Source organism: Geobacillus sp. JS12 (genome assembly GCF_001592395.1).
Lineage (GTDB): Bacteria > Bacillota > Bacilli > Bacillales > Anoxybacillaceae > Geobacillus > Geobacillus zalihae.
Window position 1 is genome coordinate 201,559 of record NZ_CP014749.1, and the last position, 25,410, is coordinate 226,968.

Here is a 25,410-nt window from a genome sequence, read left to right on the forward strand (position 1 = left end):
ATGGGTCATGTTTTCGAAGCAGGCGAGTGAATAATCAGATCATAGCGGCACGCTTCTTTGCCCGTGTTGATCAACTGATGTTCGCAGGCGGCGTCGGAATAAAGAGAGCTCTCTTCGCGCAAGATGTCCGTGTTATGAAAACTCCTTTGCTTTCCCTGAGTGCCGAGGATTCATTCGGCATGGTCGCGAAAACATCCTCTCGATTTTCGCCGAAAGGTGAGGGATAACGTCCACTCTTTTAGACGTAGCTTCCGATTTTTCCATTTTTTCTCGCCCAATGCCATTGTTGCTTCAAGACCAATGAGCCCATGGCCAGCCAGAATAGCGAGATACCAAGAGCAGGAAAGAATACGGGCCATCCTTCATTCACGCCTTGCACGGCCCAAGAAAGAGGAGAAAAGCAGTTGAGAATATGAAACGCTGTCGGCAATGCATTCGAAGATAGAAAAAATCCTGAGAAGATCAATAAATAATAAAGCAGCACCTCGGTAACGGCTCCCACTTGCTTTAAGCGAAGGGACAACCCTAAAATGAACACGCCGATTCCCGTCATCCCGATGAGGCTGACTCCGCCAAAGATGACGATCTCCGTTATCATGGATGCGATTCCCGAGAGAATTTCGGAAAATCCGATCATCAAAGCCGCACAAATGAAAAAGAGCGTCACCCACATGGACGATAACGCGATTTCAGCGATCACTACGCCGATCAAAATTTTCCATGGAGCAGTCTTGGTGGAAAGCACTTGCTCGGCGGTGCCGAGATACGCTTCTTCGATCACCGTGTTGCCGAGCTTCGAGATCAAATGAGCGCTTAAGTACCAAAGGCTGAAACCGAACAGTTTGACCGTCGCTTCTTTTCCGGTCTGTATCGGGCTTGCGTACAGCGTGCCGAGAAAAAAGACAAATTTAATGATCAGCCCAACGGTAAAATCGAACCAATACCGGCGATACTCTGCCCTTTTTTTCAAAAAGGACGCCCATACGACATTCAAAATTTGCGGGGACAACCGACTCACCTCCTTAGACGGATAGGTTGGAACGAACAGCGGCCAAAAAATGAGTTTCAAGGTCGGCTGGAGTGGAAAAATGTTCTTTTGTGCCGCTCCAAACGATTTTTCCGTCTTGGATAAAGACAAACTTATTTCCAACGGCGTGGGCAAAAGGAATGTCATGGGTGGTGATGAGAACGGCTTTCCACCATTGGTTTTCTTCCGTTAACATGGTGCGGATATGATGCTGCGACTCCACATCAAGGCCAAGAGTCGGCTCATCAAGGAACAAAAACGGCGCTCCTTTCATTAAGGCGATCGCAAATGCCAGTTTTTGTTTCATCCCACGTGAAAGGGTTTGGGTAAGACGCTCAGCGTATGGGGTTAGATTCAACACGGCCATCATTCGTTCGGCTCTTCGTTTTGCTTCAGCACGACTCCATTTGTTCAGCAAGCCGAAGTATAAGAGATTTTCTAAAACAGTTAAATAGGAATAGGAGTTGTCAGCTTCTTCAAATACGACCGCAATCGACTCGCGTGCTTCATCTGGATGGCGGACAACATCCACTCCATTGACATAGATGCTGCCGCTGTCTGGTGCGGTAAGCCCGATGATGCACCTTATTAAAGTAGTTTTTCCGGCTCCATTCGGCCCTAACAGAATAAGCCGATCCCCTTCAACCAGTTCGAGAGAGACATCATGTAATACTTGGCGGTTTGGCGGATAGATTTTGTTTACGTCTTGCACGGCAATCATTTTTTCTACCCTTTCAATTTAGTAAGCTAGGGTGGTGCCCTATAGCCCAAGCGCATTGAGCAGATAAAGCGGTGGTAATAGCCAGGCCTTTCGTTGGTCTATGATTTTTTCCACCCATATTCTCTTTCTCCTTTCTTTTCCTAATTTAATTGCATTATACAAAAAAAAAGAAAAAAGTAAATATTTAAAATTAAGGATCTTCACCAAAAGTTGTACTTGATTTTTTTCTGAACATACTCTATTTACGCTTGTAAGGGAAAATCAACAAATCAGTGATTTTTTCAAATCTTTATGCAGGAAGCTGTATTGCTTGTCAAGTACATGTTGTGGTGAAGAGCCAAAATTAACGTGATATTAGAAATCGATCAAAAATACACGCCAAGACAGGGACTCCGTGAGCTTGTGTAAAAAGAGGGTCGTTTTCTGTGAAGTCGTCGTCAACACCATGCTTTTTTGAGCAGTTGGACTCCAAGCTCAATGTCCTCGAGCGACAAGCCGCTAAAACCGATCTTGATCATGGGTTGGTCTGGCTGTTGGTTCACAAAATAGCGCGAAGTGGGATACACTTTTACCCCACACGATAGGGCGCGCTGAAGCAACTGTTCTTCCGTACAATCCGACTGAACTTTGATTAACACGTATAAACCGGACTGTTCGCCAATAATGGAGATCATATCCCCAAATGCTTTTCGCAGCAGTGATGTTAAGTGCTCCATTTTTCGTCTATACACGAGGCGCATGCGTTTAATATGGCGGCCCCATTCCCCCTCCTCCATAAATTTGGCCATCGCCAATTGGCTGAGGATGGACGCAGTGCTTTCGAAAAGGCGAAACCGCTGCTGATAACGGTCCAAAAGCGACGGCGGCAACACCATGTAACTTAAGCGAATCCCAGGCAGAAACGATTTTGAGAAATTGCCCAGATAAATGACTCTTGACGAATCAATGGAGGCAAGAGCAGGAAACGGCTTTTGCGTGTAACGGAATTCGCTGTCGTAATCGTCCTCGATAATATAGCCATCGACGTTGTTCACCCATTGAATGAGCCTGTGCCGCTGCTGGATCGGCATGCTGACTCCCATGGGGCTTTGATGCGAAGGGGTGACATAGATGAGCCGCGATCGCCTGTTCTCGAGCGGCGAAAGATCGATGCCGGTTTCGGAAACAGGCACCGTTTCCAGCTGAAAGCGGTGAAACAAAAACGCTTCTCTGGCGCCGTCATAGCCAGGGTCTTCGACGATCACGCTGTTGAACTCATCTTTTAGAATATGGCCAAGGGAGAGAAGCATTTGCTGTGTGCTGCTTCCAATGATGATGGCGTTTGGCTCTGTGATCACCCCGCGGGATTCGAGAAGATAGATGGAGATTTGTTTGCGCAAGCATAATTCCCCAAACGGATCCCCATAGCGAAAACATCCTTTGGCCGCCAATACTTGATTGGAAATTCTTCTCCATGCTTTAACGGGGAAATGATCGGCATCGACAGTATCGGCGCGAAAATCGACAACAACGGACGTTGCTGCTTCCCTTGCCGATTGGCGTGCAGAAATGCGGGCTTTTGGAATGAAAAGAGGTTCCACTTCATTGGCAAAATACCCTTTTCGTTTTTCCGCGCGAATATATCCTTCCGCTACCAGTTGTTCGTAAGCCATTAAAGTTGTGTTCCGGCTGACATTTAATGATTCGGCGAGTTGGCGAATGGAAGGAAGCGGCTCATTAGCTCGAATGTCGCCTTGTTCAATCAATGATTTCAATTTTTCGTAGATTTGCTTGTATTTAGGCGAGCCGTCCTTCAAGTCAAAAATGATCGTCTTCATGTTCATCCTCCTGACATGTTTATTTTTTTGTTATTGTCACTTTTTTTATGTCAGTTTTGATTATATTATACATTGTGAACAATGGAATGCTGTAATTGAAAAGATGGGGGAGAGGACTGATGTATATTCCGAAGCATTTTCTCATCAACGATATGTCTGTCGTCTATGAGGTGATCGAGGAGAACAGTTTTGCCACCTTGGTGTCGATGCATCAAGGGGAGCTGTTTGCCACCCATTTGCCGCTGTTGCTCGATCGGGAGAAAACGTGTTTGTACGGCCATTTTGCCCGTTCGAATCCGCAATGGAACGACATTCAACATCAGACGGTCTTGGCGATTTTCCACGGTCCGCATTGTTATATTTCTCCTTCTTGGTATGAAACGAACCAGGCGGTGCCAACATGGAATTATGTGGCTGTCCATGTGTACGGGAACGTGGAGTTGATCGACGATGAAGAAGAAATCATGCAGTCGCTGCACGATATGGTAGAAAAATACGAAGCACCGGGCAGCCGTTACCAGCTGTCAGAGGTCGATGCCGGGATGCTGTCCGGCATGAACAAAGGAATTCAAGCTTTCAAAATCATCATCAAACGAATCGAAGGAAAAGCCAAGTTGAGCCAAAACCATCCTGCACACCGACAAGAACGGATCATCAAGCAGCTCGAGCAAATGCCATTTGAAAACGAAAAGCGAATCGTTTTCCTGATGAAAAAGCAACAGCAGTGAAATAGAAAATGAAGGAGTGAGATGTGATGGATCTTGCGGCGATCGGTGTGTTTATAGTGGCAGCCATGGCGCTGCTCATCGTCCCCGGACCGGCAGTATTGTACATCATGGCTAGGAGCATGAGCCAAGGAACGAAAGCAGGGGTTGTATCGGTGCTCGGCGTAGCTTTTGGGGGCGCTGTCCATGTTATCCTTGGAGCCGTGGGCGTTTCCGCGATTTTGATGACATCGGCGGCTGCCTTTACGATGATCAAATATTTAGGAGCCGTTTATCTTATCTATTTGGGAGGCAAAACGTTATTTTTTGCTTCCACCAAGGATGAGGAAATCCCGAACACGAAGTCCAAGGAGAAAACATTGGCGCAAGTGTTTTACGAATCTCTATTTGTCGAAGTGACCAATCCAAAAACAGCGCTCTTTTTTCTTGCCTTTTTTCCCCAATTTATTTCGCCTTCTGCTGGATCGGTGGCTGGTCAATTTTTGCTTTTGGGGGCGATATTTGTTGTTCTCGCCTTGCTGAATGACAGCTTGTATGCCATGTTGGCCGCAGGCATCCGCAAACGGCTGGCTGTCAAGAAAGGAAGTGTGAAGGTGATGAACCGGGTGGCGGGCTGTTGTTATATCTTGTTAGGACTATTCTCCGCATTGGCGAACCCTTCGAAACCGTAAGGGAATGGAGGAGTGAATGATGACACGTTTTGTTGTTGAAGACGATGTTTGGGCCATATTTCCCCATGCCAAAATCGGTGTGGTCGTTGCCCAAGGGATTGACAACAGCATCAAGAATACCAGTGTTTACGAACAAATGCTGTGGGAGGCGGAGAAAGAGGCACGGAAATTCCTAGAGTTTGAAGAGTTGAGCCGCAACCCCGTCATCAGTGTTTGGCGAGAGGCATTTCGACGATTCAGAACAAAAAAAGGGGCGCGTTGTTCGGTTGAAGCGCTGTTGAAAAGAGTGAAAAACGGTCAGCACATTCGAACGATCAATCCGCTTGTGGATATTTATAATTCTGTTTCATTGCGTTACGGGCTTCCATGCGGAGGAGAGGATATCAACAAGTTTGTCGGCGACATCCGGCTGGCGCTGGCAGATGGTCATGAACCGTTCATCCCACTGGGAGGAGAGGAAAACGACCCGCCATATAAAGGAGAAATCGTGTATAAAGATGACGTGGGCGCCATATGCCGCTGCTGGAATTGGCGGGAAGCCCAACGAACAATGCTCACCGAACAGACGAAGCATGCTTTTCTTTGCATCGAATCGATTGATAATACGAGGCATGAGGCGCTTCATCAAGCATTAGAGGAACTGGCTTATTCCGTCCGACACTATCTTGGTGGCACGGTGAAGATGCACATATTGGATGCCCACCATTCGGAAATATCGATAACAGATTAAGAATCACTTCTTTAGTCTTGCTTTGGATGCTGCAGTGATCGGTTGCCTCAGCGGGGAAGGAGAGGCGATGCCCCTTGTGGGGCCGATTGTCGGAGCGGCGCTGGTGATCACTGTTGCCGATGTTCTGGTCGGAAGAATGGTTGGCGTCTGATGATGGTTGCCTGTTTAACATTTATCGCTTTTGCCGGTCATTGCACCCGGCTGTCGGGTGACCGAACAACGCTGTTTCCAGGTTGTTGTTCGGTCTTCCGTTAAGATATGTGAAACGATTTCGTTGCATCTATATATGCAGCCAATCTTTCACAAAATCAGGAAGCGATTCACGCCAACAGTCGCGCCACCATAATCGAAGTTTTTTGGTGTTCCATCCTGTTTCGGTCGTGCGGAGCGAATGAATGCGCCAATACATCGGCCCGCGGAGAAATACACTTTTCCAAGCAGCCGCTTCCAATTGCTTGGATGATAAAACGGCTGGATGCGAATCTCTTTCTGCGAAGACAACGGTTTTGGAAGGATGTTCATTGATGCCACCGATCCAGGATTGAGATACACTCGCTCCCCTGGAAACGACAGTTTCTACGTTTTTCCTATATTGACGGTATAGTCGGCATGAGGGGAGAACAAGTGAAACAGATGGAATAGCTGCAAAATATCCGGGGCTGTATGCATTTGGATGTCAACGCACTGATCCAATGGATATCGTTTTACCTCAACGGAAGAGATGAGATAGAGCGCATGGTCGTGTTGGTCATAAAACAGGCGGAGCGAACGAAAAAGCGCCATCCGTTTGAAAAGTCCCGCCGCCATCGATAAAATGCCGTATAAGAGAAACAGCTCCACAACGGGAGATGGAGAGCCAATCCAAAAATACGGAATGGCGATGCCGATGAATAAGGCCGAGAAGCCGATATCAAGCAACGCTCGCGTTTTTTCGCGCGGAACAAGAATTTTCTTTTGCTCCTTTCGCTTGCAGTTCGGACATGATGTCATATGTTGGCACGCGGTTTCGTTTTGGCAGCGGGATGACTTCACAACTGAGCCAAAACGCGCCGAACATCGCAACAGACTGCAGCAATCCGCCTTGAACAAAACCGCACCATGCCCAAACCGCTCCAATCAATGCAGCGAATAGCCGGACGTATAAGGCTGCGTTCCATCTTTCCAATTTTTTGGACGCCCATTGAAGGGAAAAGCCGAGAAGAAACGAAACAACCATCCCCCAATCAGACACACTTGCTTCCTCCCCTATAAACATCACTCTTCTATATGATGAAAAAACAGGCAGCGCGCTTCTGCCTGTTTCAGCGGTAGTTCACAAACTGCACGTCAATCGGCAAATCGGCTTCGCGAATGGCGGCGATCACCTTTTGCAAGTCGTCTTTGCTTTTTCCGCTGACGCGGATTTGGTCGTCTTGCACTTGGCTTTTCACTTTCAAGCCGGTGTTTTTGATGATCGTGTTGATCTTTTTCGCATTCTCTTTGTCGATCCCTTGGACGAGCTTGGCGCGCTGGCGCACCGTGCCGCCTGCGGCCGGCTCGATTTTGCCGTATTGGATGTTTTTCGTCGCCACTCCGCGCTTAATGAGCTTGCCGATGAGCACATCTTTCAGCTGCTCAAGCTTAAACTCGTCGTCGGAGATGAGAACGAGTTCGTCTTTCTCGAGCGAAATGTCGCTTTTGCTTCCTTTGAAGTCGTAGCGTGTTTTGATTTCTTTCATGGCGATGTTGATGGCGTTCGCCACTTCCGACAAATCGACTTTGGATACGATATCGAACGAACTTTCTTTGGACATAAGCAACCTCCCGGGCGTGTGATGTACTTTCATTATAGAAAAAGGTGGGAGGAAAGACAACAATGATCAAAGAGGCAAGAAGGTCGGTTTCGTCTTTTAGCCGGAAGAGGCCGGCATGTAGCGCCATGCTGAAAGTGGGGACTTGGTGCGGGGGGAACAATGTGAAAAAGGCGGTGTTTCGGCCGCCTTTTTGTCATTTTGCTCATAGATGATCCGTCTTCTTCGAATACGCGAATTTCCCGGCTTCGCGGTTTTTCTCGCGCATCATGTTTTTCTCATGGCGCTTCGCTTGGTTGTCGCGCGCTTTTTTGTCGTTGTCGCTCGTGTTTGGCATCGGTAGCCCTCCCTTGTTTCGATCGTCCATCATTAGTATGCGGTAAATGGAAATAAACTATATGGAAATAGGGGAAGGTAGTTTATGGAAAGATAAATGGAGAATTTTTCTTCACAAATGGTTCGCCACAGAGTATAATTAAGTGCAAAAATAGAGATAAATGTTTGTAATAAGGTAAATATAGGTGTTTAACGATCATTTTTTAATAAAAATGTTCATAAAGGGCAATAGAAAATGAAACGAAACCCGTTTGTCCCTTCAAGCTTCCGCTTAGCGAAGATGTCGTGAATCAAATGCGTTTTCTTTTTTGTCAGCGATGTGCTGGAACGGGATAAGCACAAGTATTACCGCTATTTGAATGATACACGCTACACAGGAGACTGGACGCAATGGATTCAATTTTTCCTGCAATGTGTCCATTTGCAGGCGAAACAAAATGTTCGATTGATTCAAAAAGTAAACGATTTGTATGAAGAAGATTTGGAAAAGGCAAGCGCGCTTGTGAACAGCCATCATATTCGAACCGTTGTCAATGTCATGTTCCAGCACCCGATTTTTACCGCGAACATGATGGCGGAGTTGACCGGTTTGCCGGAAGCAACGGTTCGGCGCTATTTGAATCGGTTTGAGGAGCAGAAGCTCATTTTTTCGGATGGCCGGATGCGGTCCAAAACGTACTACTACTACAACCTTCTTGATCAACTTCGGTGATGAAAACAGGCGCCTGTGTTGGGCAGGCGCCTTTGTTTCGTCCAGCGGGAAAGGCGTCAGATCTCAATATATTTGTTCAGAAAAAAGAGGGCAATCGTCCCCGGTCCGGCGTGGGCGCCGATGGCGCTGCCGATGTCGGAGAGGAAAAAGCGCGTGCAACCGTGTGTTTCTTCGATCATCCGCTTCAGCTCAAGCGCCGTTTCTTCATCATCCGCGTGGCTGATGCCGATCGTTTGCTTTTGCAGGTCGTCGCCGCGTTCACCCATCAACTCGACCATGCGTTTCAACACTTTTTTCCGCCCGCGCCATTTTTCAAGCGGGACAAGCGCTCCGTCCTCGACGTGGAGAAGCGGCTTGATGTTGAGCAAGCCCCCAAAGGCCGCGGCGGTTTTGCTGATGCGGCCGCCGCGCGCCAAGTAATCCAAGTTGTCAACGGTGAAAATGTGTTCCATATGGCGGCAGTACGATTCGATCGTTTCACAAAGCAAGTTGTACGGTGTGTTTTGTTTCGCCAGCTCGACTGCCTTCATGACGGCGAGCCCTTGGCCAAGAGAGGCGCATTTCGAGTCGATGATTGTCAGGCGAAATTCCGGATATTCATCAAGCAGCTCGCTGCGCACGGCCACCGCTGTTTGGTATGTACCGGATAATTTCGATGAAAAGGCGATGTAAAGGCATGGCCGGTTTTCTTTGGCGTATGGCAAAAACAGCTCCTTCATCGCCAGCGGGCTTGGCTGTGCCGTTTTCACCGTATGCCCTTGGCGCATGGCGTCATATACTTGCTTCGGCTCGATTGTGATGCCGTCTTCGTAATCTTGGCCGTTCCAATGAACGACAAGCGGCAAAAAGGCGATTTGATGCTCGCGAATGTACGATTGAGGCAAATCCGCGCCGCTGTCGGTGATGATTTGAATGGACATATCCGTTCCCTCCTTAGGCGGGATGAATGACGGTTCATAGGTTTAGTGTATCGGTTTTGGCGGGAAAACACAATATGGAAGTAAAAGATGAAACAATATGGAAGTAAAAGACGATGAATCAGAACGAAGGCTGCGGATGGCCCGCAGCCTTTCATTGGGTGATTTCATCAAGCTCGGCTTGAAATTGACGCAACTGCGCTTTTTCCGCCGTGTTGGAATGCGCATAGGCAGATGACAAGGCGTTTTTGGCGATGGCAATGGCGCGGTCGACGCTCATGTCGATCTCGCCGCTTTTGGCTTGTTTCGCCTGCGCGACCGCTTTGCGCGCCTCTTGGAACAGGCGGTTGCCCATCGCTACGCTCCTCCAAGCGACGTTTCCATCGCTTTTTCCGCTTTGCGCGCTTCCGCCTCGGCGTACGTTAAATGGTAAGGGATTCGCTTGTCATGCCGTTCAACCGCATCGACGCTTTGCTGGACGAAACGCTTCGATTTGTTTCGTTTGCCCATGACCGATTCCCCTTTAAAAAGTTGAAGACGCGCGTTGCGTCACGTATAGTGTAACCGCACGGGGGGAACAGTAGTAAGGAAATTCGTTACAACACAAGTCGCTCTACAAAACGGCAAGGCGGTTGGAGCAAGGTGAAAAGAGGAGCATCAGCCAGCGTTTAGATTGTAGGAAGCAGATAAGGCTGGCGATAGAGCGAGGAAAACGCTCCGGCAAAGCGTTCGCCAACGGAGCAGCATCGAAACGGTTCTTTTTTGGAGAAACGCGCTTTTTCGTCCACCCTTAATGGATGGCGCCAAAAAAAGGCGGCTCGGAAGCCGCAACGATGGAAACTACAAACGAAGCAAATCCTGCAAGTATACACCGACGCCGTCTTCTTCATTGGTTTTTGCCACATCGTCGGCAATAGTTTTCAACGGTTCGATGGCGTTGCCCATCGCAACACCGAGACCGGCCCAATCGATCATTTCGAGGTCGTTGTCTTCATCGCCAAAAGCAATGACGCGCTCCCTTGGGATGCCGAAGTAGTTGGCGACTTGTTTTAAGCCCGCGGCCTTATGGACGCCATGGCGGATGATTTCAATGACATGCCACGGTTCGCTCCAACGCCGTTGGTGGATGACGTTGGCGTACACATTCGCTAAGTGTGATTGAATCCGCTCGATATGATCATCGTCTGTGTACACGAGCACGCTCGTCGGATCTTTGCCGAGCGAGCGGCGCAAATCACCGATTTCCACGGTCGGGTTGCCAAGGCGGACGATGTCAAGCAACACTTCGTCATGTTGGTGAAAATAAACATCGTCTAACACTTCGGCCATCATATTCTTGATTCCATAGGATTCGCTGATTTCAACAATGTCTTTGACGACCGCAAGCGGCAACGGGTAATGGCGCATGCCCCACGACGGCTGGCGCGGATGGTGGACAAACGCGCCGTTGAAATTGACGATCGGCGTTGCAAGGCCAAGTTCTTCGTAATACATGGAGCTTGCCCGGTACGGGCGGCCGGTGGCGATGACAACAAAATGGCCGGTGTCGATGGCGCGGCGGATGACGTCTTTGGTAAATGGAGAAATCGTTTTATCCTCTTTGAGCAACGTTCCATCCAAATCCAACGCGATTAAATACGGCTTCATGTCCGACTCCTTTGCCCTCGTTATTCTTTACACTACATAGTGTAACTCTTTTCCAAAATCGCTGTCCATATGGTAAACTATACAGCGATGGAAAAAGAAAAGGGGTTTGTGCAACCATGGTGATCATTGAACAGGAACAGTTGGCCGGCGTGCCGGTTCTTCACGTTGTCAAGCCGGAAAAGCGGGGCGAACGGCTGCCGCTGATTTTCTTTATCCACGGCTTTACGAGCGCCAAAGAACATAATTTGCATTTCGGCTACTTGCTTGCGGAGGCGGGCTACCGCGCTGTGCTTCCCGACGCGCTGTTTCACGGCGAGCGGGACGAAGGCTTGAGCGAACGAAAATTGCAGCTGTCGTTTTGGGACATTGTCGTGCGCACGATCACCGAAATCGAGGAGATGAAAAACGACCTTGTCAGCCACGGATTGGCGGATCCTGAACGGATCGGGCTCGCTGGGACATCGATGGGCGGCATCGTCACGTTTGGCGCGCTCGCTGTGTATCCATGGGTGAAGGCGGCGGTGGCGCTTATGGGCTGCCCGAACTACAGCGCCTTTTTTGACGCGATGATGGAAGAAGCGAAACGGCGTCAGATTGACATCCCGATGCCGCCGACGCTGCTTGCGCTCGAAAAAGAAAAGCTCGCCCGCTACGATTTATCCAAGCAGCCGGAAACACTCGCCGGGCGGCCGTTGTTCATCTGGCACGGGAAAGCCGACCAAGTCGTCCCGTATGCTTATACATATGAGTTTTACAAGCAAATTAAACCACTTTATGAAGGAAACGAAGACCGGCTGCAATTCATCGCCGACCCGCACGCCGGCCATAAAGTGACGCGTGAAGCGTTTTTGGAGACGGTGCGCTGGTTTCGTGAGCATGTGTAAGCAAAATCGGCAATGAGGAAACGAACATGTTTGTGGTCAGCTAAAGCGTGCTTCACAAGAGGGAATCCGCCTTTTAAACAAAAAAGGCGGATTTTTCGTTTGAGCACATTTTTATTCAAATGAATATTTGAATATAAGGGGGAGATATGCTATTCTATATTCAAATGAATATTTGAATATTGACAAGGAGCGAGAAGGAATGCACCGTCATGATGTGTGCGACGTTTACTGTTATGACGAAGAGAAGGTCGAGCGGGTTCAGCGGCGGCTTCGTGATGAAAACATTGCCGCGATCGTGCCGTTTTTCAAGGCGCTTGCCGACGAAAATCGGGCGAAGATCGTGTATGCGCTGTGCAGTGAGGGAGAGCTGTGCGTTTGCGATCTGGCCAACGTGATCGGGGCGACGGTGGCGACGACATCGCATCATTTGCGCATCTTGTATAAGCAAGGAATTGTGCAGTATCGAAAAGATGGGAAACTTGCCTTTTATTCTCTTGATGATGATCATATTCGCGAGCTGCTGCTTGTCGCGCTCGCCCATCGGAAAGAGGGGGACGGCCGTGGGGAATGAACAAACATTGGATCGGCTTGAGGCCAAAACATACCGCGTGCAAGGACTGACGTGCACAAACTGCGCAGCTAAGTTTGAGCAAAACGTGAAATCCTTGCCCGGCGTGAAAGAGGCGAAAGTGAATTTCGGAGCCGCCAAGCTCACCGTTTGGGGCGAGGCGACGATTGATGAACTTGAGCAGGCGGGAGCGTTTGAACGCCTGAAAATTCGTGAAGAACGCGAGCGCACCATCCGGCGGGAGCCGTTTTGGAAGCGAAAAGAAAATCGAAATGTCTTCGCCTCTGTGGCACTGCTTCTGTTTGGCGTTGCGGCGGATGCGGCAGACAAGGGGATGCTGGCGGTCGCTATGTATTTGGCGGCGATCGTGATCGGCGGCTACTCACTGTTTTGGACGGGGCTCCGGAATTTGGTCCGCTGGCAGTTTGATATGAAAACATTAATGACGATCGCTATTCTCGGTGCGGCGGCGATCGGCGAATGGCAAGAGGGAGCAGTCGTTGTCATTTTATTTGCCATCAGCGAAGCGCTCGAGAGCTACTCGATGGATCGAGCACGGCGGTCGATCGCCTCGTTGATGGAGATGGCGCCCGTTGAAGCGATCATTCGTCGCGGCACGGAGGAAATGACCGTGCCGGTCGAAGACGTTCGCGTCGGGGATGTCATGATCGTCAAGCCGGGTGGAAAAATCGCTTTGGACGGCATCGTCATAAGCGGCGCCTCGACAGTGAATGAAGCGGCGATCACCGGCGAAAGTCTGCCGGTGGAAAAAGCAGTGGGAGACGCAGTGTTTGCCGGGACGCTGAATGGAGAAGGATTCCTCGAAGTTAAAGTAACGAAGCGGGCGGACGAGACGACATTGGCGAAAATGATTGATCTTGTGGAAGAGGCGCAAGCGGAGCGGGCTCCGATGCAAGCGTTTGTCGACCGGTTTGCCCGCTATTATACGCCGTTTGTGATCGTGACCGCGCTTCTGATCGCTCTTGTGCCGCCGCTCGTGATGGGCGGGGAGTGGCTTGATTGGATTTACCGCGGTCTTGCCGTTCTTGTCATCGGCTGCCCGTGCGCGCTCGTCATCTCCACCCCGGTGGCGATTGTGACGGCCATCGGAAACGCGGCTCGGCGCGGCGTGCTCATCAAAGGCGGGGTATATCTCGAACAAATCGGCCGGCTGCGGGCGATTGCCTTTGATAAAACCGGGACGTTGACGGAAGGGAGACCAGCCGTGACCGATGTCGTCGTGTATGAAGGGAGCCGTGAACAACTGCTGGCGGTGGCGGCGGCGATCGAAAAACGATCGCAGCATCCACTCGCTTCAGCCATCGTCCGCCAAGCGGAAGAGGAGGGAGCGCCGTTTCTTGGCGCGCCAGTTGATGCGTTTCAGTCGTTGACCGGAAAAGGAGTCAAGGCCGCTGTCGGAAACGAAACGTATTATATCGGCAGCCCGGCCTTGTTCACCCGCTTGATCGGGGAGTGGCCGGATGAAGTGGAACAACAAATCGCTGTTTTCCGCAGCGAAGGAAAAACGGTGATGGCCGTTGGCACCGCCGATCGGCTGTTGGGTCTTATCGCCGCGGCCGATCCACTGCGGCCGTCCGCATCGGAAACGGTCGCCGCGCTGCGGCGCCTTGGAGTGGCGGAAGTGGTGATGGTGACGGGCGACCACGAGCAAACCGCACAGGCCATCGGTCGTCAAGCGGGTGTATCTGATATTCGCGCCGAGCTCCTTCCGGAACAGAAGCTGGCGGCGATCCGCGAGCTGAAAGAACGTTGCGGCATGACCGCCATGGTCGGCGACGGGGTGAATGACGCCCCTGCCTTGGCCGCGGCCGATATTGGTGTGGCGATGGGCGGGGCGGGGACGGATGCCGCCTTGGAAACAGCCGATGTTGTGCTCATGGCCGATGATTTGCGCCAGTTGCCGTACACCGTCCACCTTGGGCGCCGAACGCTTGCCGTCATCCGGCAAAACATCGCCGTCGCCTTAGGACTCAAAGCGTTGGCGCTCGCCGCCGCCGTCCCGGGCTGGCTCACCCTTTGGCTCGCGGTGTTCGCCGATATGGGCGCGACGCTGCTCGTGACATTCAACAGCATGCGCCTGCTGCGGGTGAAAGAATGAGACGGGGCTGCGGGCAGCGAGGAAAGGACTGCTTCGGCGCCTCTCTCAACTTCGAAGGAGTGCATTGGTCTTCCCTCATGAAAGGCGTGGAAAATATGGGTGCTTTCTGACGATGAGAGACGGTATAATGAAAGAGGAAAATGCCAACCGCTGATTAGGTCGAACGTTTGGGATGGCAGTTGTTAAACGTTTTGGCCTGTTCAGGAAAATCATGGGGAAGAGGGGGCGGCATGAAGGGATCTCGAGAAGAAGAGAGGCATGAAACACAACGGATAGAAGAGGTTCAACGGGTGGACGACCGGGTGTTTTCGCCGACCGAAGAGTTGGATCGGATCGCTGCGGGAGGGGCGATGAAGCGGGAAGCCCTCGATTGGCGAGGATTTCCCCGGTGGATTCAATATGTCGGATGCATCGCCTTGGCCTTTTTTGTCATCGTTCCTTTGATGGCATGGTTGTGGAACGTGTTGCTTGAATAGCCGATCAAATGCCAACCTTAGAATTGGAGCAAGAAAGACACGGAATCATGTCCACTTCCGTGTCTTTTTCTTGTACTGTTTCATTCGTCTTCCATCCCTAACGCGTACAAATAGTGGCGCAAGCTTTCTTCGACACATGCGGCGATCAATTGAATGAACGGAGTGACCTCGCCTTCGACGCTCGCTTTTTCCAGCGTTTCGTAATACTTCCGGCGCTGCTCTGGATTTGCTTTCACAATAGCGGGCGGATAGCCATGCTGCATTAAAATGAAATTCATCATTAAGCGGGCAGTTCGTCCATTTCCGTCAGCAAATGGATGAATGGATACGAGCTGAAAATGGAAACGAGCCGCCAGTTCGATTGGATGAAGAGCATATTGATTCGTTTCATACCAAGAAAACAATCGATTCATTTCATCTTGTACATGCAAAAAGTGAGGGGGGGTGTACGAGCTGCCGGAAATGCGCACATTGTATGTTCGATATTTCCCGGCATTTTCATTGTCAATGCTCTTTAATACTAAATAATGGACCTGTTTCAACACGTGCTCGGTCAAATGTTCTTTGTTTGCGACTAACTCTTCAATAAAGTCAATCGCCTCCGCATGGTTAATCGCTTCCAAATGTTCCTTGAGTCGTTTTCCACCAATGGTAATCCCTTCTTCTACGACTAGCTTTGTTTCTAACAAGGTTAACGTATTGCCTTCGATGGCGTTAGAATGGTATGTCCATTCGATCCGAAATGATTCCCGCAAGTTTTTCACCAACCCTGGAGGCAAAGGGCGCAACGCATCCAACCGTTGTTTCAGCTCGTCGATTTTAGCAAACATCGCTCTCACCTCTTGGTATATGATTCGCGGCCTCGATTCGTTTTTCCTTTAAATAGCCAAGCGATGGCTCTCGTTTTTTCTATACGATACAAAAATAAAGGGCGGGGAGTGTTCAGCAGTTGCAGGACAATGAAACAACCGTCCGCCCAACACGGGCGAACGGCGAAAAGGGATGGAAAAGTGGACCGTTTCAGGAAAAATGCCCAAGCTGCCGGAGCGCTTCTTCGCTCATTCGCTCCGGCGTCCATGGCGGGTTCCATGTCACTTGGACGCGCACGTCGCGGATGCCGTCGATTTGCTCGAGCGCCCGTTTGACGCCGCCGGCGATCGAGTCGTGAAGCGGGCAGCCCGGGGTCGTGAGCGTCATCAGGACATTGATATGCCCATCTTCGATTTTTAAGTCATAAATCAACCCTAAATCGACGACGTTAATGCCGAGCTCCGGATCAAGGACCGTTTTCAGCTGTTGAATGGCAAGTTTGCGGACATCCATCGTTCTTTTCCTCCTCATTCGCTTATTTTCGGAAGACCGTTAAAATCGTTCCGGCAAAGGCAACGCTTAATCCAGCCAACAGCACTTGAGTGATGGCGAACAGCGGCACGCTCGCGACAGCAAGCGCCACAGCCGCCAGCGCGAGGGCGAAAAGCCATAGGCGGCATTGGACGGTGACGGCTCGCTCATTCATCATTTGCCTTAACGTCGGCACGTGTTGTTGGCCGACTTTTTCGCTGTAGCGATGCGTCCACCATAAAAACGGCACGATTTTGAGCAAATAGCCGATGATGCTAAACAGGATCCAGCCAACAATGAATAGATAAACAATGATGCCAAGCAGCCGTCCGCTGCCGACAACGATGGCGGCAAAGGCGGCAACGTGCAGCCCGAGGCCGATGACGATGGCCGAAAGAGAAAAGCGGAACGGGCGGTCAAGCGTTTTTTTCATCCGCTTTTGCAAAATGGCGCGGATATGCCAGGCGAAAACAACGAATCCGCTCATGAGCAAGGCTGCACCGGCTATAAGCCATGCGTGGCTTCGCAAGAATAAGCTGGCGAACGCCACCGCAATCCCGCTGATGTACAGCGCATAGACGTAACGCGCCGGCCGCAGCGAAAAGCCGTGGGCGAGCGAGAACATCGGCGCCATTTTGTACGAAAAGCCTATGATGAGCAGTGTGAACCAGCCGCACAGCCCGAACAGCACATGCAAGCCGAACACCACTTCATGACTGTTAGCGCCTTTGGCGGCGAAAAAGTGAAACGCCAAGAGCCCCCCGGCGGCCGCCGTCAGCAGCAAAAACAACAGTGACGTGGCGACAAAGAGCGTCATGATATTTTTCGTTTCTTGTTTTCTTAACGTCATCGCCATTTGCCAGACGAATAGGATGATGCCAAGCAAAAGCAACAAGCTGGGAAGAAACGCCCGGTTTGGCGCCGCCGCCAGGCTTACGGCAAATGCGACAATTCCGGCCGCTGTCACTGCAAATTGCCAAAAGCCGAGCCGCTCGCTCCAAATCGGCGTCAAAAAGGCGACCGGAACGAGCTGATACATCGCCCCCATGGCCGTCATCAACGCAAAGCCAAGCAACGCCAGGTGGGCCGCCGCCCAGACGAACGGCAACCGGAACGCGCCGCTGCTAAGTGAGGGAATCGCTCCAAGCAACATAAGCTGCGACGCGGCGAACGCCAACACGGCGAACATGATAAACGAGAACGGAAGACGGACGTCTGTTTCTGTCCCCGTGCGAGTAGGAAACACGTTGCTCATCCTTTCGTAATGCGGATTTCAAAACTGCCGTCTTCGCGTGCGACCGTCTCGTGCCGGTAGCCGAGCTCATCAAGCTGCTCGTACAAAAACATCGGGCGGCGGTCGTTAATGATCGTCAGCGTCTCCCCAGGATTCAGCTTCGCGAGGGCGGCTAGCGTCCGCATCATCGGTTGCAGCGGCTCGAGTCCGCGGTTATCGAGGATCATCGGTCATCCCCCTGCTTCACAAACGTTACTTTCCAATGTTTTTTTTCGATTTGTTCCACTTCATACGTAAATCCTTTCGCTTTCATAATCGGAAACAACGGCAGCGGCTTGAACGGGGCGTGCAAAATGAACGTATCGCCCGGTTTGAGTGGCTTAATGGCGTTCATAATTTTTTCAAAAGGTTCCCGCTTCTGCCGCAAATCTTCGCGCACATCGAGTTCAATCGTCACACCCATGCGCTTTCCCTCCTTTTTGACTATCATGATAATCATTTTCACTGCGGAATGTTGTGATATAGCTCACATCTTTCGGCCGAAACATGACATATTCCACTTTGGAAAAAAGGTTTCGTCTTCGTTTGAAAGGGCGGAATAGCATGTTTCAGAAAGATGGGCTTGCCCAAGTGTTTGAAAGGAAACCCCATCAGCTCCATTGCGCATCCCGACCGGTGCCGGACGATGGGGAAAAAGGAGTTAGAAAAAGATTTCTTGTTCGAGCCCTTCGCGGTCAATCAAATAAAAGCCGTGTTCGTCGACGTCAATCAGCCCTTTCCGTTTCAGCTGGCTCAACGTGCGGCTCACCGTTTCCCGGGCGGTGCCGATCATGTTGGCCAGCTCGCGGTTCGTCACATGGGCGGTGAGCCGATGCCATTTCCCTTGCTTGACGGCGTTCGTGCGCGTCAACCGCAACAAAAGCAGCACGATTTGTTCGTACGTATTATGGAGCACTTGCGCCTCAAGCCGGTTTTGCAAGTCGACGATTTTTTCGCCCATGACGCGGAACAGTTTTATGCAAAGTTCAGGGCTCGCCATCAGCACTTGTTCGAAATCGTGGATCGGGATCGCGATCAATGTCGCTTCCTCGACCACTTCGGCGTGGGCCGGATAGGTGCCTTTTAAGAAAAAGCCGGCATGCGGAAACATTTCTCCCGTCTGCAAAATCGAGATGATTTGTTCTTTTCCGCTTATATGGAAGTTCATCGATCCGTTCGCCCCAACATGCGGCCGGGGCGGCAAACGACCAACAGTTTTCTCAAATCGATTCTCATTTTCACTATTGTGATCAGCTTCACCGTCCTGCTTGTCGGCGGGTATTGGATTTTTAAAGAAATGGCGCCAAGGCCGAAGGAAGTGCGCAGTGAAGATGGCCAAGTGTTGATGACGAAAGAAACGATCATCGGCGGGCAGGCCGTCTTCCAAAAATACGGGCTGATGGATTACGGAACCGTGCTTGGACACGGGTCGTATATGGGGCCGGACTATACGGCGGAAGCGTTGAAAATTTATACGGAAGGCATGCAAGATTACAAAGCAAAAGAGCGGTATCACAAACCGTTTGCCGATTTAACCGCCGATGAGAAAACGATCATCCGCGAACAAGTCATCAAGGAAATGCGAAAAAACCGCTACAACCCGGTTACGGATGTTCTCGTCCTGACGGATGCGCAAGTATACGGGTTGGAAAAAGTGCGCGACTACTACCGCGATGTCTTCACCAATGGCGACGGCTGGGGATTGAAAAAAGGATTGATCAAAGAAAGCGACATGCCAAAATCGAACCGTGCCTGGGTGGCGGATGGCGACCAAATCAAGCAAATTGCCGACTTTTTCTTCTGGACCGCCTGGCTGTCCAGCACGCCAAGACTTGGAGACAAGATCACATACACCAACAACTGGCCGGACTATGAAGACGCCGGCAATACGATGTCGTTCTCGGCTGTCTGGTGGAGCGGCGCGAGCGTCACGATTTTGATTTTGTTCATCGGGATTATTTTGTACGTGTTCCACCGCTATCAGTTAAGCATGCAAGAAGCGTATGCTGAAGGGAAGTTTCCGGTCATCGACTTGCGGCGGCAGCCGCTTACTCCGTCGCAAGTGAAAGCGGGCAAATATTTCGTTGTCGTCGCCGCGCTCTTTTTCGTGCAAGCGATGTTTGGGGCGCTGCTCGCCCACTACTATACGGAACCGGACAGCTTCTTTGGCATCAAATGGATCCATGACCTGTTGCCGTTTAACATCGCCAAAGGATATCATTTGCAGCTGGCGATTTTCTGGATTGCCACTGCTTGGCTTGGCATGGGGATTTTCGTTGCTCCGCTTGTCGGCGGGCAAGAGCCGAAAAAGCAAGGGCTGCTCGTCGATCTGCTCTTCTGGGCGCTTGTCGTGCTTGTCGGCGGCAGCATGATCGGCCAATGGCTAGGCGTCAACGGCTACTTAGGGAACGAATGGTTTCTGTTTGGCCATCAAGGTTGGGAATACATTGAGCTCGGCCGCGTTTGGCAAATCATTTTAGTCGTGGGCATGCTGCTTTGGCTGTTCATCGTCTTCCGCGGCGTCAAACGAGGGCTGAAGCAAGAAAGCGACAAAGGCGGGCTCATTCACTTGCTGTTTTACTCAGCCATCGCCGTTCCGTTCTTTTACATCTTCGCGTTCTTTATCGAACCGGATACGAACTTTACGATGGCTGACTTTTGGCGCTGGTGGATCATCCACTTATGGGTCGAAGGCATTTTCGAAGTGTTCGCCGTTGTCGTCATCGGGTTTTTGCTCGTCCAGCTGCGGCTCGTGACGAAAAAATCGACGGTCCGGGCTCTCTACTTCCAATTTACGATTTTATTGGGCAGCGGTGTGATCGGCATCGGCCACCACTATTACTACAACGGTTCACCGGAAATCTGGATCGCCCTTGGCGCCGTGTTCTCGGCGCTCGAAGTGATTCCGCTCACGCTCCTTATTTTGGAAGCGTACGAGCAATACAAAATGATGCGCGACGGCGGAGTCAACTTCCCGTATAAAGCAACATTCTGGTTTTTGATCTCCACAGCGATCTGGAACTTGGTCGGCGCCGGGGTGTTCGGCTTTCTCATCAATTTGCCGGCGGTCAGCTACTTTGAACATGGGCAATTCTTAACGCCGACCCACGGCCATGCGGCGATGATGGGCGTGTATGGCATGTTTGCGATCGCCGTGCTCCTTTACTCGCTGCGCAACATCGTCAAACCGGAAGCATGGAACGACAAATGGCTGAAATTCTCTTGCTGGATGCTGAACATCGGCCTGGCTGGCATGGTTCTCATCACGCTTCTCCCGGTGGGGGTGCTGCAAATCAAAGAAGCGTTTGAACACGGCTATTGGGCGTCCCGTTCGCCTTCGTTTTTGCAACAAGATGTCGTACAAAATTTGCTGCTTGTCCGCTTCGTTCCGGATACGATCTTTTTAATCGGCGTCGCCGCCTTGCTTGTCTTTGCCATCAAAGCGATGTTCCATTTGCGCAAACCAACTCACGGCGAAGGGGAAGAGCTGCCGGCGGCGAATTTGGCGGAGGAAGAATAACAAAAACGGGCTGACCCAAAACGCGAATGCGTTTTGGGATTAGCCCGTTTTTACACGAAAATAGAAGAGAATCGTTCGTTTTCTGGCAGAATAGAGTTATCATAACCGCTATCGCCGGAAAAGGAGCGATTTGTTTATGAAACATCATCATAATTTTTGAAGAGTGTACCATGAATCATCTCACGTTGCCAGGCGATATCATTCCACTGGATCATATGGCTCATGTAGTTCACGAAATGGTCGAGCTTCTTTCTTACATAAAGGCCGCCGCACCTAAGAAAGGTAGGGAGGGATGCTCTCTCCTTGCTTATGGTGCCTTAATAAGACGAATGCTGGAAATTGCCGCTTCTTGTTCAATCGAACGCCTAGAAAGAAGATCTAAAATCCGTTCGTGCTTTTCCATGTTTTGTTCTATTTTCTTAACGATTTCATTTGTTTCAAGCACTGCTTGTTGGACGAAAGCAAACTCTTGCTTCGTGACCATATTGGCTTTGACATGATCTAATTCTTTCATTAGGTTGTTCTTTACGTCCTCAAGCTCCTGTTTGGTGGCCATGTTGGCTTTGATGTCTTCAAGTTCTTGTTTGGTGGCCATGTTGGCTTTGATGTCTTCAAGTTCTTGTTTGGTGGCCATGTTGGCTTTGATGTCTTCGATCTCTTTTGTGAAACTATGCTTCACTTCTTCAAGTTCTTGTTTGGTGGCCATGTTAGCTTTAATATCTTCTAGTTCTTTTGAGAAGCTTTGTTTTACTTCTTCGAGCTCCTGTTTGGTGGCCATGTTGGCTCTAATGTCTTCGAACTCTTTTGTGAAACTATGCTTCACTTCTTCAAGCTCTTGTTTCGTTGCCATGTTGGCTTTAATATCCTCAAGCTCTGTTGTGAAGTTTTGCTTCACTTCTTCGAGTTCTTGTTTCGTTGCCATGTTTGTTTTGACGTCGCTTACTTCCTGTTCGATAATTTGGAGCTTGTCCAAAATTTGTTTCAATATCGCTTCCAAGGAAAATCCTCCCTTCTTATACAGTAGCCATGGGAAAGCGGGTGGTGATGAATCGCTCCTTTCTTTTGAGAACTGGGGAAACGAGCGTGTAGAGTAAGTGGTTGAGGAAAGGGATGGGATTGTAGCGCAGAACAAATGAGGATCATCGTTCCCCATTCATATTATAAATGATTCACAGAAATTTGAACATAACGTTTTGGGTCATTGTCGCTTTGCATCCGTCCAGGAAAAGGAGTGCGTTTTAGCCCGTACGGTCATGTTAATCCCGGCAGCGGCATTGTTTTGACGAAAATCGAACTTCCTTTATTAAGGTGAAACATGGGATTTAGTCGGAATCGTTCATGATCAATACACGATTTCATAAAGAAAGAGCTGACTCCAAAAGTCCGCTTTTTAGCGGATTTTTGGGTCAGCCCCCTTTCGTTTGTGAACGTTTTCAATCACTTGTGGCATTTGTCCGGCGTGGTGTGTTCGTTTTCCTTTTGCTTGTCATGGCACGGAAAGCAGTACAACGTCTCTGTTTCTCGGCTGACGACGCCATTTAAAAACCCATGCAGACAATGGATCGGCTTGCCGCATTGCGCGCAAAAGCCAACAAGCTCTTCCAACCGCCATTTCTCCTTTCATGGGGATTGAACATGTTCACCTTCGGGCTGTGACGCTCGTCACTACCCCCAAGGTTCAAGCGGTTATGATAAAGTATATAATTCATTATACTACAAAGGAGGCCAATGTTATGAACCAATTTGCCGCCAAAATCCACGCCCCGGACTATCCGCCGCGCGATCGCCATCCGGCAATTTTTCGGCTGTTTGACAGTTTGAAGCCGGGGGAAGTGATGGAGCTTGTCAATGACCATGACCCGCGTCCGCTGCAATACCAATTCATGATGGAGCGTCCGGATCAGTTTACATGGGAGTACTTAGAGGAAGGGCCGGACGTCTGGCGGGTCGCCATCGGCAAAAAATAAATCATCCGCTCCATTGGGATTTCCGTCTGCAGGCGGAAATCTTTTTTTTCGCCGGTTGGTATGGTACGGTAAAAACAAACGATGGATGTCCGGAAAGGGGAAGCATGATGAAACAAACGATTGCCGGAGCGGTGCTCGCCGGCGGCCAGTCGCGCCGATTCGGGCGGCCGAAGGCGTTTGCGCTGCACGAAGGAGCTCCGTTTTTCACTTGGTCGGTCGCGGCGCTCGATCCGATCGCGGATGAATTGTACATCGTCAGCCACCCGTCGCTTGTCGATGAATTCCGCCGGCAAACGGACATCCCGGTGCTGCTTGATGTGGAGCGTTACCGTGGTTCTGGGCCGCTGGCCGGCCTTTACACCGTCATGGAACAGAGCCGAGCCGACTGGGTATTCGTCTTGCCGTGCGACATGCCGTACATGCGGAGGGAAGTGACAGAGCGGCTTGCTTCTCATATCGATCCGATGGTTGATGCCATCGTCCCGCTCCATGGCGGCCGCCCCGAGCCATTGGTCGCCTTATACCACCGGCGGATCAGCCTCGTGATTGCTGAACTGCTTGATGACGGCGAACGGAGGATGGCGGCGCTCCTTGACCGCGCCCGCGTCCGCTGGGTGGATGCCGAGCAGCTTGCCGCGGATGGAGACGTGTGGCGCAATGTCAATACGGAGGAAGAGTACCGGTGAAGGGGGGATTGTGGCCGAAGCAGACACAGCATACACTTTTTTCAATCAGAAGAGCCATCCTTGACCATGGAATGGTTCAGCTGCCTGAATCGCCCACCACTAAACAGGGTTACTCAAGCAAGCCAAGTCTAAATGCTTTTCCGACTGCTCCCGCCCGCGATTTGACGCAAAGTTTTCGCAAAATGGAAGACACGTGGTGTTCCACGGTTCGTTTGCTGATGTTCAGTTGTTCGCCGATTTCGCTGTTTGTTTTGTCTCTAGCAATGAGATCGAGAACGGCCAATTCCATGTCGGTCAAGGGCGAACCATCATAGAAAGCAAGATCGGCCGGAAACGATTTCACCCCGCGATAGCTTTCCCGAATGGCGTGAATCAGGGTTTCGGCAGAGTCGCATTTGGATACAAAAGCATAGGCCCCTGCTTCGTGGACGGCCTGTACATATTCTGTACTGGCATCCCCCGATAACACGACCACTTTGCTTGCAGGGAATCGTGATGAGATGTTCTTTGTCCAAATGAGGCAGTTTTCCCCTTGGCTTGGAGCATCGATGACAATGATATCAGGCTGGAAGTGAGCGATCTCCTTCTCTAGTTCGGCTGGAGAGAAGACGGTTCCCACTACTTCCAAGTCGGGCTCGCGTTCCAAAAGCTGACGGATGCCATCCATGACAAGGGCATGCTCCCCTATGATCAAAATGTTGATTTTCACCATTGTCTCTCCCCTCCCCTCGTAAAACGCAGCGAGCAGCGACGCATTTGGTTGGAACACACGTTGCGGTGAAACATGGAGTTTTACAGGGGATGAGTGATGTGATGTGCTGTTTTGATCCATGAGGACATTTCTCTCAACTTCATTCGTTAAAATTTTACAATATCGATCAATCTCTGTAAATGAAATTTCAAAAAATAGGTATTTTCCGCCATGAAATTTGCGGAAAATACGGATGTTTTTTTCAATGTTATTTTGGTACAGTAAGGGTGAAGCCGGCCGGCTAATTCCTGTGTTCTGAATCATTGGTGATGTATTTTGGATCAAAGCATGAAGTATAAAAAGGAGGATTACTGATGTTTGGGATTCTTGCTTCGCCTAAAACCGTCCATGTACTGTTGCGAAAGGTCATGGCATTGGTTGGTGTGTTGGTGCTTTCCATCGTCGCTTTTGGCTTGGCAAATCCCAATCAAGCTGGAGCGTAGCTGCATCCAGGTCCTACCGTCCAATATCCAAGTGAGGGAGGAAAATGGACATATGGCTTCTGGAATGCTATGGTTCGCTCCTATTACTATCATCCAACTTCGTGCCACGGTTCAACAGTTGTATACAATGGTGAGATGTTAAGAAGTGTCGATACCCCTGCAGGATTGACCTCTGCTGCTGAGAAAGGTGCTCTAAATTTCCCATGGTCTGATGACGCCTATTACTATAGAATTTGCAAATAATGAATCTGTTTGACTGGGAGTTTTTTTTCACCCCTTCCCGAGCGGG

Annotated in this window: 33 protein-coding genes and 1 pseudogene; 13 read left to right on the top strand and 21 right to left on the bottom strand. The window is 50.3% G+C overall.

From position 1 onward, the window contains the following. Window positions 1-238: 238 nt before the first annotated feature. The 3 genes from A0V43_RS01070 to pdxR all read right to left on the bottom strand — a co-directional run bounded on the left by A0V43_RS01070 (window position 239) and on the right by pdxR (window position 3,565). Entirely contained in the window at window positions 239-1,018 is a 780-nt protein-coding gene (locus A0V43_RS01070) for an ABC transporter permease (RefSeq protein ID WP_236930883.1), read from the bottom strand. A 4-nt stretch (window positions 1,019-1,022) separates the two neighbouring features. After that, a complete protein-coding gene (locus A0V43_RS01075) occupies window positions 1,023-1,748 on the bottom strand; it encodes an ABC transporter ATP-binding protein (protein WP_063192167.1) in 726 nt (241 codons plus the stop codon). A 437-nt stretch (window positions 1,749-2,185) separates the two neighbouring features. Beyond that, window positions 2,186-3,565, bottom strand: coding sequence for a MocR-like pyridoxine biosynthesis transcription factor PdxR (gene pdxR / locus A0V43_RS01080; protein ID WP_063192168.1), 1,380 nt, complete (start codon window positions 3,563-3,565; stop codon window positions 2,186-2,188). 119 nt (window positions 3,566-3,684) lie between these two features. Here pdxR and A0V43_RS01085 point away from each other — a divergent pair, with 119 nt between their 5' ends. From A0V43_RS01085 to A0V43_RS01095, 3 genes are read left to right on the top strand one after another with little or no spacing between them, the layout of a single operon-like run. Beyond that, window positions 3,685-4,293 (top strand): FMN-binding negative transcriptional regulator, encoded by a 609-nt coding sequence (locus A0V43_RS01085; RefSeq protein WP_063192169.1) that lies wholly within the window; start codon window positions 3,685-3,687, stop codon window positions 4,291-4,293. A gap of 26 nt (window positions 4,294-4,319) precedes the next feature. Further along, window positions 4,320-4,961 carry a LysE family translocator gene (locus A0V43_RS01090; protein ID WP_063192170.1) on the top strand — a complete coding sequence of 214 codons (642 nt, stop codon included), beginning with the start codon at window positions 4,320-4,322 and terminating at the stop codon, window positions 4,959-4,961. A gap of 19 nt (window positions 4,962-4,980) precedes the next feature. After that, window positions 4,981-5,691 carry a B3/B4 domain-containing protein gene (locus tag A0V43_RS01095; RefSeq protein ID WP_063192171.1) on the top strand — a complete coding sequence of 237 codons (711 nt, stop codon included), beginning with the start codon at window positions 4,981-4,983 and terminating at the stop codon, window positions 5,689-5,691. Between the two features lie 300 nt (window positions 5,692-5,991). Here the strand turns inward: A0V43_RS01095 and A0V43_RS19630 are convergent, their stop codons facing one another. The 5 genes from A0V43_RS19630 to A0V43_RS18440 all read right to left on the bottom strand — a co-directional run bounded on the left by A0V43_RS19630 (window position 5,992) and on the right by A0V43_RS18440 (window position 7,818). Then, window positions 5,992-6,243 carry a hypothetical protein gene (locus A0V43_RS19630; RefSeq protein ID WP_164834602.1) on the bottom strand — a complete coding sequence of 84 codons (252 nt, stop codon included), beginning with the start codon at window positions 6,241-6,243 and terminating at the stop codon, window positions 5,992-5,994. 24 nt (window positions 6,244-6,267) lie between these two features. Next, entirely contained in the window at window positions 6,268-6,609 is a 342-nt protein-coding gene (locus A0V43_RS01100; protein ID WP_063192172.1) for a hypothetical protein, read from the bottom strand. Continuing rightward, window positions 6,602-6,922, bottom strand: a complete 321-nt coding sequence (locus A0V43_RS01105; RefSeq protein WP_236930884.1) for a peptidase — start codon at window positions 6,920-6,922, stop codon at window positions 6,602-6,604. The genes A0V43_RS01100 and A0V43_RS01105 overlap by 8 nt, the downstream gene beginning before the upstream one ends. A 70-nt stretch (window positions 6,923-6,992) precedes the next feature. Beyond that, window positions 6,993-7,484, bottom strand: coding sequence for a YajQ family cyclic di-GMP-binding protein (locus tag A0V43_RS01110; RefSeq protein ID WP_013146140.1), 492 nt, complete (start codon window positions 7,482-7,484; stop codon window positions 6,993-6,995). Between the two features lie 202 nt (window positions 7,485-7,686). Continuing rightward, window positions 7,687-7,818: a DUF3941 domain-containing protein gene (locus A0V43_RS18440; RefSeq protein WP_008879040.1), complete on the bottom strand. Its 132-nt coding sequence runs from the start codon at window positions 7,816-7,818 to the stop codon at window positions 7,687-7,689. A gap of 318 nt (window positions 7,819-8,136) precedes the next feature. On the opposite strand from A0V43_RS18440, the gene A0V43_RS01115 reads away from it, so the two are divergent. Further along, a complete protein-coding gene (locus tag A0V43_RS01115) occupies window positions 8,137-8,529 on the top strand; it encodes a Fic family protein (RefSeq protein WP_083509265.1) in 393 nt (130 codons plus the stop codon). Between the two features lie 56 nt (window positions 8,530-8,585). Here A0V43_RS01115 and A0V43_RS01120 read toward each other — a convergent pair whose 3' ends face one another. The 4 genes from A0V43_RS01120 to A0V43_RS01130 all read right to left on the bottom strand — a co-directional run bounded on the left by A0V43_RS01120 (window position 8,586) and on the right by A0V43_RS01130 (window position 11,093). Further along, window positions 8,586-9,449: a DegV family protein gene (locus A0V43_RS01120; RefSeq protein WP_063192174.1), complete on the bottom strand. Its 864-nt coding sequence runs from the start codon at window positions 9,447-9,449 to the stop codon at window positions 8,586-8,588. A 151-nt stretch (window positions 9,450-9,600) separates the two neighbouring features. Beyond that, window positions 9,601-9,801, bottom strand: a complete 201-nt coding sequence (locus A0V43_RS01125) for a DUF3813 domain-containing protein (RefSeq protein ID WP_063192175.1) — start codon at window positions 9,799-9,801, stop codon at window positions 9,601-9,603. A 2-nt stretch (window positions 9,802-9,803) separates the two neighbouring features. After that, window positions 9,804-9,956 carry a hypothetical protein gene (locus tag A0V43_RS19635; RefSeq protein WP_011230248.1) on the bottom strand — a complete coding sequence of 51 codons (153 nt, stop codon included), beginning with the start codon at window positions 9,954-9,956 and terminating at the stop codon, window positions 9,804-9,806. A 330-nt stretch (window positions 9,957-10,286) separates the two neighbouring features. Then, entirely contained in the window at window positions 10,287-11,093 is an 807-nt protein-coding gene (locus A0V43_RS01130) for a Cof-type HAD-IIB family hydrolase (RefSeq protein ID WP_063192176.1), read from the bottom strand. Window positions 11,094-11,209: 116 nt separating this feature from the next. Here A0V43_RS01130 and A0V43_RS01135 point away from each other — a divergent pair, with 116 nt between their 5' ends. The 4 genes from A0V43_RS01135 (at window position 11,210) to A0V43_RS01150 (ending at window position 15,140) form a co-directional block, all read left to right on the top strand. Next, window positions 11,210-11,977, top strand: coding sequence for an alpha/beta fold hydrolase (locus A0V43_RS01135; RefSeq protein ID WP_033005422.1), 768 nt, complete (start codon window positions 11,210-11,212; stop codon window positions 11,975-11,977). A gap of 199 nt (window positions 11,978-12,176) precedes the next feature. After that, window positions 12,177-12,548, top strand: a complete 372-nt coding sequence (locus A0V43_RS01140) for an ArsR/SmtB family transcription factor (RefSeq protein ID WP_013523123.1) — start codon at window positions 12,177-12,179, stop codon at window positions 12,546-12,548. Next, the gene (locus A0V43_RS01145) at window positions 12,538-14,664 is read left to right on the top strand and encodes a heavy metal translocating P-type ATPase (protein WP_063192177.1); all 2,127 of its coding nucleotides are present in this window, start codon (window positions 12,538-12,540) and stop codon (window positions 14,662-14,664) included. The genes A0V43_RS01140 and A0V43_RS01145 overlap by 11 nt, the downstream gene beginning before the upstream one ends. 230 nt (window positions 14,665-14,894) lie before the next feature. Continuing rightward, window positions 14,895-15,140 (top strand): hypothetical protein, encoded by a 246-nt coding sequence (locus A0V43_RS01150; protein ID WP_033024861.1) that lies wholly within the window; start codon window positions 14,895-14,897, stop codon window positions 15,138-15,140. A gap of 80 nt (window positions 15,141-15,220) precedes the next feature. Here the strand turns inward: A0V43_RS01150 and A0V43_RS01155 are convergent, their stop codons facing one another. The 6 genes and pseudogenes from A0V43_RS01155 to A0V43_RS01180 form a co-directional block, all read right to left on the bottom strand. Continuing rightward, complete coding sequence (locus tag A0V43_RS01155; RefSeq protein WP_033005429.1) at window positions 15,221-15,970, bottom strand: Fic family protein; 750 nt, start codon at window positions 15,968-15,970, stop codon at window positions 15,221-15,223. A 190-nt stretch (window positions 15,971-16,160) separates the two neighbouring features. Beyond that, entirely contained in the window at window positions 16,161-16,463 is a 303-nt protein-coding gene (locus A0V43_RS01160; protein WP_033024863.1) for a metal-sulfur cluster assembly factor, read from the bottom strand. Window positions 16,464-16,485: 22 nt separating this feature from the next. Then, on the bottom strand, window positions 16,486-17,736 hold the full coding sequence (locus A0V43_RS01165; protein WP_033024865.1) for a membrane protein: 1,251 nt from the start codon (window positions 17,734-17,736) through the stop codon (window positions 16,486-16,488). Beyond that, a complete protein-coding gene (locus tag A0V43_RS01170) occupies window positions 17,733-17,942 on the bottom strand; it encodes a DUF2249 domain-containing protein (RefSeq protein WP_063192178.1) in 210 nt (69 codons plus the stop codon). The genes A0V43_RS01165 and A0V43_RS01170 overlap by 4 nt, the downstream gene beginning before the upstream one ends. Further along, window positions 17,939-18,178, bottom strand: a complete 240-nt coding sequence (locus tag A0V43_RS01175) for a DUF2249 domain-containing protein (protein ID WP_063192179.1) — start codon at window positions 18,176-18,178, stop codon at window positions 17,939-17,941. Before A0V43_RS01175 ends, A0V43_RS01170 begins: the two co-directional genes overlap by 4 nt. 237 nt (window positions 18,179-18,415) lie before the next feature. Then, window positions 18,416-18,910 (bottom strand): annotated as a pseudogene (locus A0V43_RS01180) (Crp/Fnr family transcriptional regulator); the annotation flags it as partial. Between A0V43_RS01180 and A0V43_RS01185 the strand changes: the two are divergent. Continuing rightward, window positions 18,911-21,274 carry a nitric-oxide reductase large subunit gene (locus A0V43_RS01185; RefSeq protein WP_063192180.1) on the top strand — a complete coding sequence of 788 codons (2,364 nt, stop codon included), beginning with the start codon at window positions 18,911-18,913 and terminating at the stop codon, window positions 21,272-21,274. It abuts the pseudogene before it with no gap. 307 nt (window positions 21,275-21,581) lie between these two features. Here A0V43_RS01185 and A0V43_RS01190 read toward each other — a convergent pair whose 3' ends face one another. Together A0V43_RS01190 and A0V43_RS19640 are read right to left on the bottom strand one after the other, a co-directional pair. Continuing rightward, a complete protein-coding gene (locus tag A0V43_RS01190) occupies window positions 21,582-22,271 on the bottom strand; it encodes a hypothetical protein (protein WP_063192181.1) in 690 nt (229 codons plus the stop codon). Between the two features lie 440 nt (window positions 22,272-22,711). Further along, window positions 22,712-22,879, bottom strand: a complete 168-nt coding sequence (locus A0V43_RS19640) for a hypothetical protein (RefSeq protein WP_013146120.1) — start codon at window positions 22,877-22,879, stop codon at window positions 22,712-22,714. 128 nt (window positions 22,880-23,007) lie between these two features. On the opposite strand from A0V43_RS19640, the gene A0V43_RS01195 reads away from it, so the two are divergent. After that, window positions 23,008-23,241 (top strand): DUF2249 domain-containing protein, encoded by a 234-nt coding sequence (locus A0V43_RS01195; RefSeq protein ID WP_025950040.1) that lies wholly within the window; start codon window positions 23,008-23,010, stop codon window positions 23,239-23,241. 104 nt (window positions 23,242-23,345) lie between these two features. After that, complete coding sequence (locus A0V43_RS01200; protein WP_063192182.1) at window positions 23,346-23,927, top strand: molybdenum cofactor guanylyltransferase; 582 nt, start codon at window positions 23,346-23,348, stop codon at window positions 23,925-23,927. Window positions 23,928-24,036: 109 nt separating this feature from the next. On the opposite strand, the gene A0V43_RS01205 is transcribed toward A0V43_RS01200, so the two are convergent. Next, window positions 24,037-24,942: a response regulator transcription factor gene (locus A0V43_RS01205; RefSeq protein WP_236930885.1), complete on the bottom strand. Its 906-nt coding sequence runs from the start codon at window positions 24,940-24,942 to the stop codon at window positions 24,037-24,039. A gap of 50 nt (window positions 24,943-24,992) precedes the next feature. Here A0V43_RS01205 and A0V43_RS20750 point away from each other — a divergent pair, with 50 nt between their 5' ends. Further along, on the top strand, window positions 24,993-25,121 hold the full coding sequence (locus A0V43_RS20750; RefSeq protein WP_257722294.1) for a hypothetical protein: 129 nt from the start codon (window positions 24,993-24,995) through the stop codon (window positions 25,119-25,121). Between the two features lie 69 nt (window positions 25,122-25,190). Next, window positions 25,191-25,364, top strand: a complete 174-nt coding sequence (locus A0V43_RS20060; protein ID WP_236930886.1) for a lactococcin 972 family bacteriocin — start codon at window positions 25,191-25,193, stop codon at window positions 25,362-25,364. Window positions 25,365-25,410: the final 46 nt, after the last annotated feature.

Bases quoted from the DNA above. Each gene is read 5' to 3' on its own strand.
- A0V43_RS01200 (WP_063192182.1), top strand. From the start codon at position 23,346: ATGATGAAACAAACGATTGCCGGAGCGGTGCTCGCCGGCGGCCAGTCG.
- pdxR (WP_063192168.1), bottom strand. From the start codon at position 3,565: ATGAAGACGATCATTTTTGACTTGAAGGACGGCTCGCCTAAATACAAG.
- A0V43_RS01085 (WP_063192169.1), top strand. From the start codon at position 3,685: ATGTATATTCCGAAGCATTTTCTCATCAACGATATGTCTGTCGTCTAT.
- A0V43_RS01155 (WP_033005429.1), bottom strand. From the start codon at position 15,970: ATGTTTGCTAAAATCGACGAGCTGAAACAACGGTTGGATGCGTTGCGC.
- A0V43_RS20750 (WP_257722294.1), top strand. From the start codon at position 24,993: ATGTTTGGGATTCTTGCTTCGCCTAAAACCGTCCATGTACTGTTGCGA.
- A0V43_RS01120 (WP_063192174.1), bottom strand. From the start codon at position 9,449: ATGTCCATTCAAATCATCACCGACAGCGGCGCGGATTTGCCTCAATCG.
- A0V43_RS01075 (WP_063192167.1), bottom strand. From the start codon at position 1,748: ATGATTGCCGTGCAAGACGTAAACAAAATCTATCCGCCAAACCGCCAA.
- A0V43_RS01170 (WP_063192178.1), bottom strand. From the start codon at position 17,942: ATGATCCTCGATAACCGCGGACTCGAGCCGCTGCAACCGATGATGCGG.
- A0V43_RS01175 (WP_063192179.1), bottom strand. From the start codon at position 18,178: ATGGGTGTGACGATTGAACTCGATGTGCGCGAAGATTTGCGGCAGAAG.
- A0V43_RS18440 (WP_008879040.1), bottom strand. From the start codon at position 7,818: ATGCCAAACACGAGCGACAACGACAAAAAAGCGCGCGACAACCAAGCG.
- A0V43_RS01140 (WP_013523123.1), top strand. From the start codon at position 12,177: ATGCACCGTCATGATGTGTGCGACGTTTACTGTTATGACGAAGAGAAG.
- A0V43_RS01130 (WP_063192176.1), bottom strand. From the start codon at position 11,093: ATGAAGCCGTATTTAATCGCGTTGGATTTGGATGGAACGTTGCTCAAA.
- A0V43_RS01090 (WP_063192170.1), top strand. From the start codon at position 4,320: ATGGATCTTGCGGCGATCGGTGTGTTTATAGTGGCAGCCATGGCGCTG.
- A0V43_RS01150 (WP_033024861.1), top strand. From the start codon at position 14,895: ATGAAGGGATCTCGAGAAGAAGAGAGGCATGAAACACAACGGATAGAA.
- A0V43_RS01165 (WP_033024865.1), bottom strand. From the start codon at position 17,736: ATGAGCAACGTGTTTCCTACTCGCACGGGGACAGAAACAGACGTCCGT.
- A0V43_RS01110 (WP_013146140.1), bottom strand. From the start codon at position 7,484: ATGTCCAAAGAAAGTTCGTTCGATATCGTATCCAAAGTCGATTTGTCG.
- A0V43_RS01125 (WP_063192175.1), bottom strand. From the start codon at position 9,801: ATGGGCAACCGCCTGTTCCAAGAGGCGCGCAAAGCGGTCGCGCAGGCG.
- A0V43_RS01195 (WP_025950040.1), top strand. From the start codon at position 23,008: ATGAACCAATTTGCCGCCAAAATCCACGCCCCGGACTATCCGCCGCGC.
- A0V43_RS01205 (WP_236930885.1), bottom strand. From the start codon at position 24,942: ATGATTCAGAACACAGGAATTAGCCGGCCGGCTTCACCCTTACTGTAC.
- A0V43_RS01185 (WP_063192180.1), top strand. From the start codon at position 18,911: ATGGAAGTTCATCGATCCGTTCGCCCCAACATGCGGCCGGGGCGGCAA.
- A0V43_RS01095 (WP_063192171.1), top strand. From the start codon at position 4,981: ATGACACGTTTTGTTGTTGAAGACGATGTTTGGGCCATATTTCCCCAT.
- A0V43_RS19635 (WP_011230248.1), bottom strand. From the start codon at position 9,956: ATGGGCAAACGAAACAAATCGAAGCGTTTCGTCCAGCAAAGCGTCGAT.
- A0V43_RS01160 (WP_033024863.1), bottom strand. From the start codon at position 16,463: ATGGATGTCCGCAAACTTGCCATTCAACAGCTGAAAACGGTCCTTGAT.
- A0V43_RS20060 (WP_236930886.1), top strand. From the start codon at position 25,191: ATGGTTCGCTCCTATTACTATCATCCAACTTCGTGCCACGGTTCAACA.
- A0V43_RS01135 (WP_033005422.1), top strand. From the start codon at position 11,210: ATGGTGATCATTGAACAGGAACAGTTGGCCGGCGTGCCGGTTCTTCAC.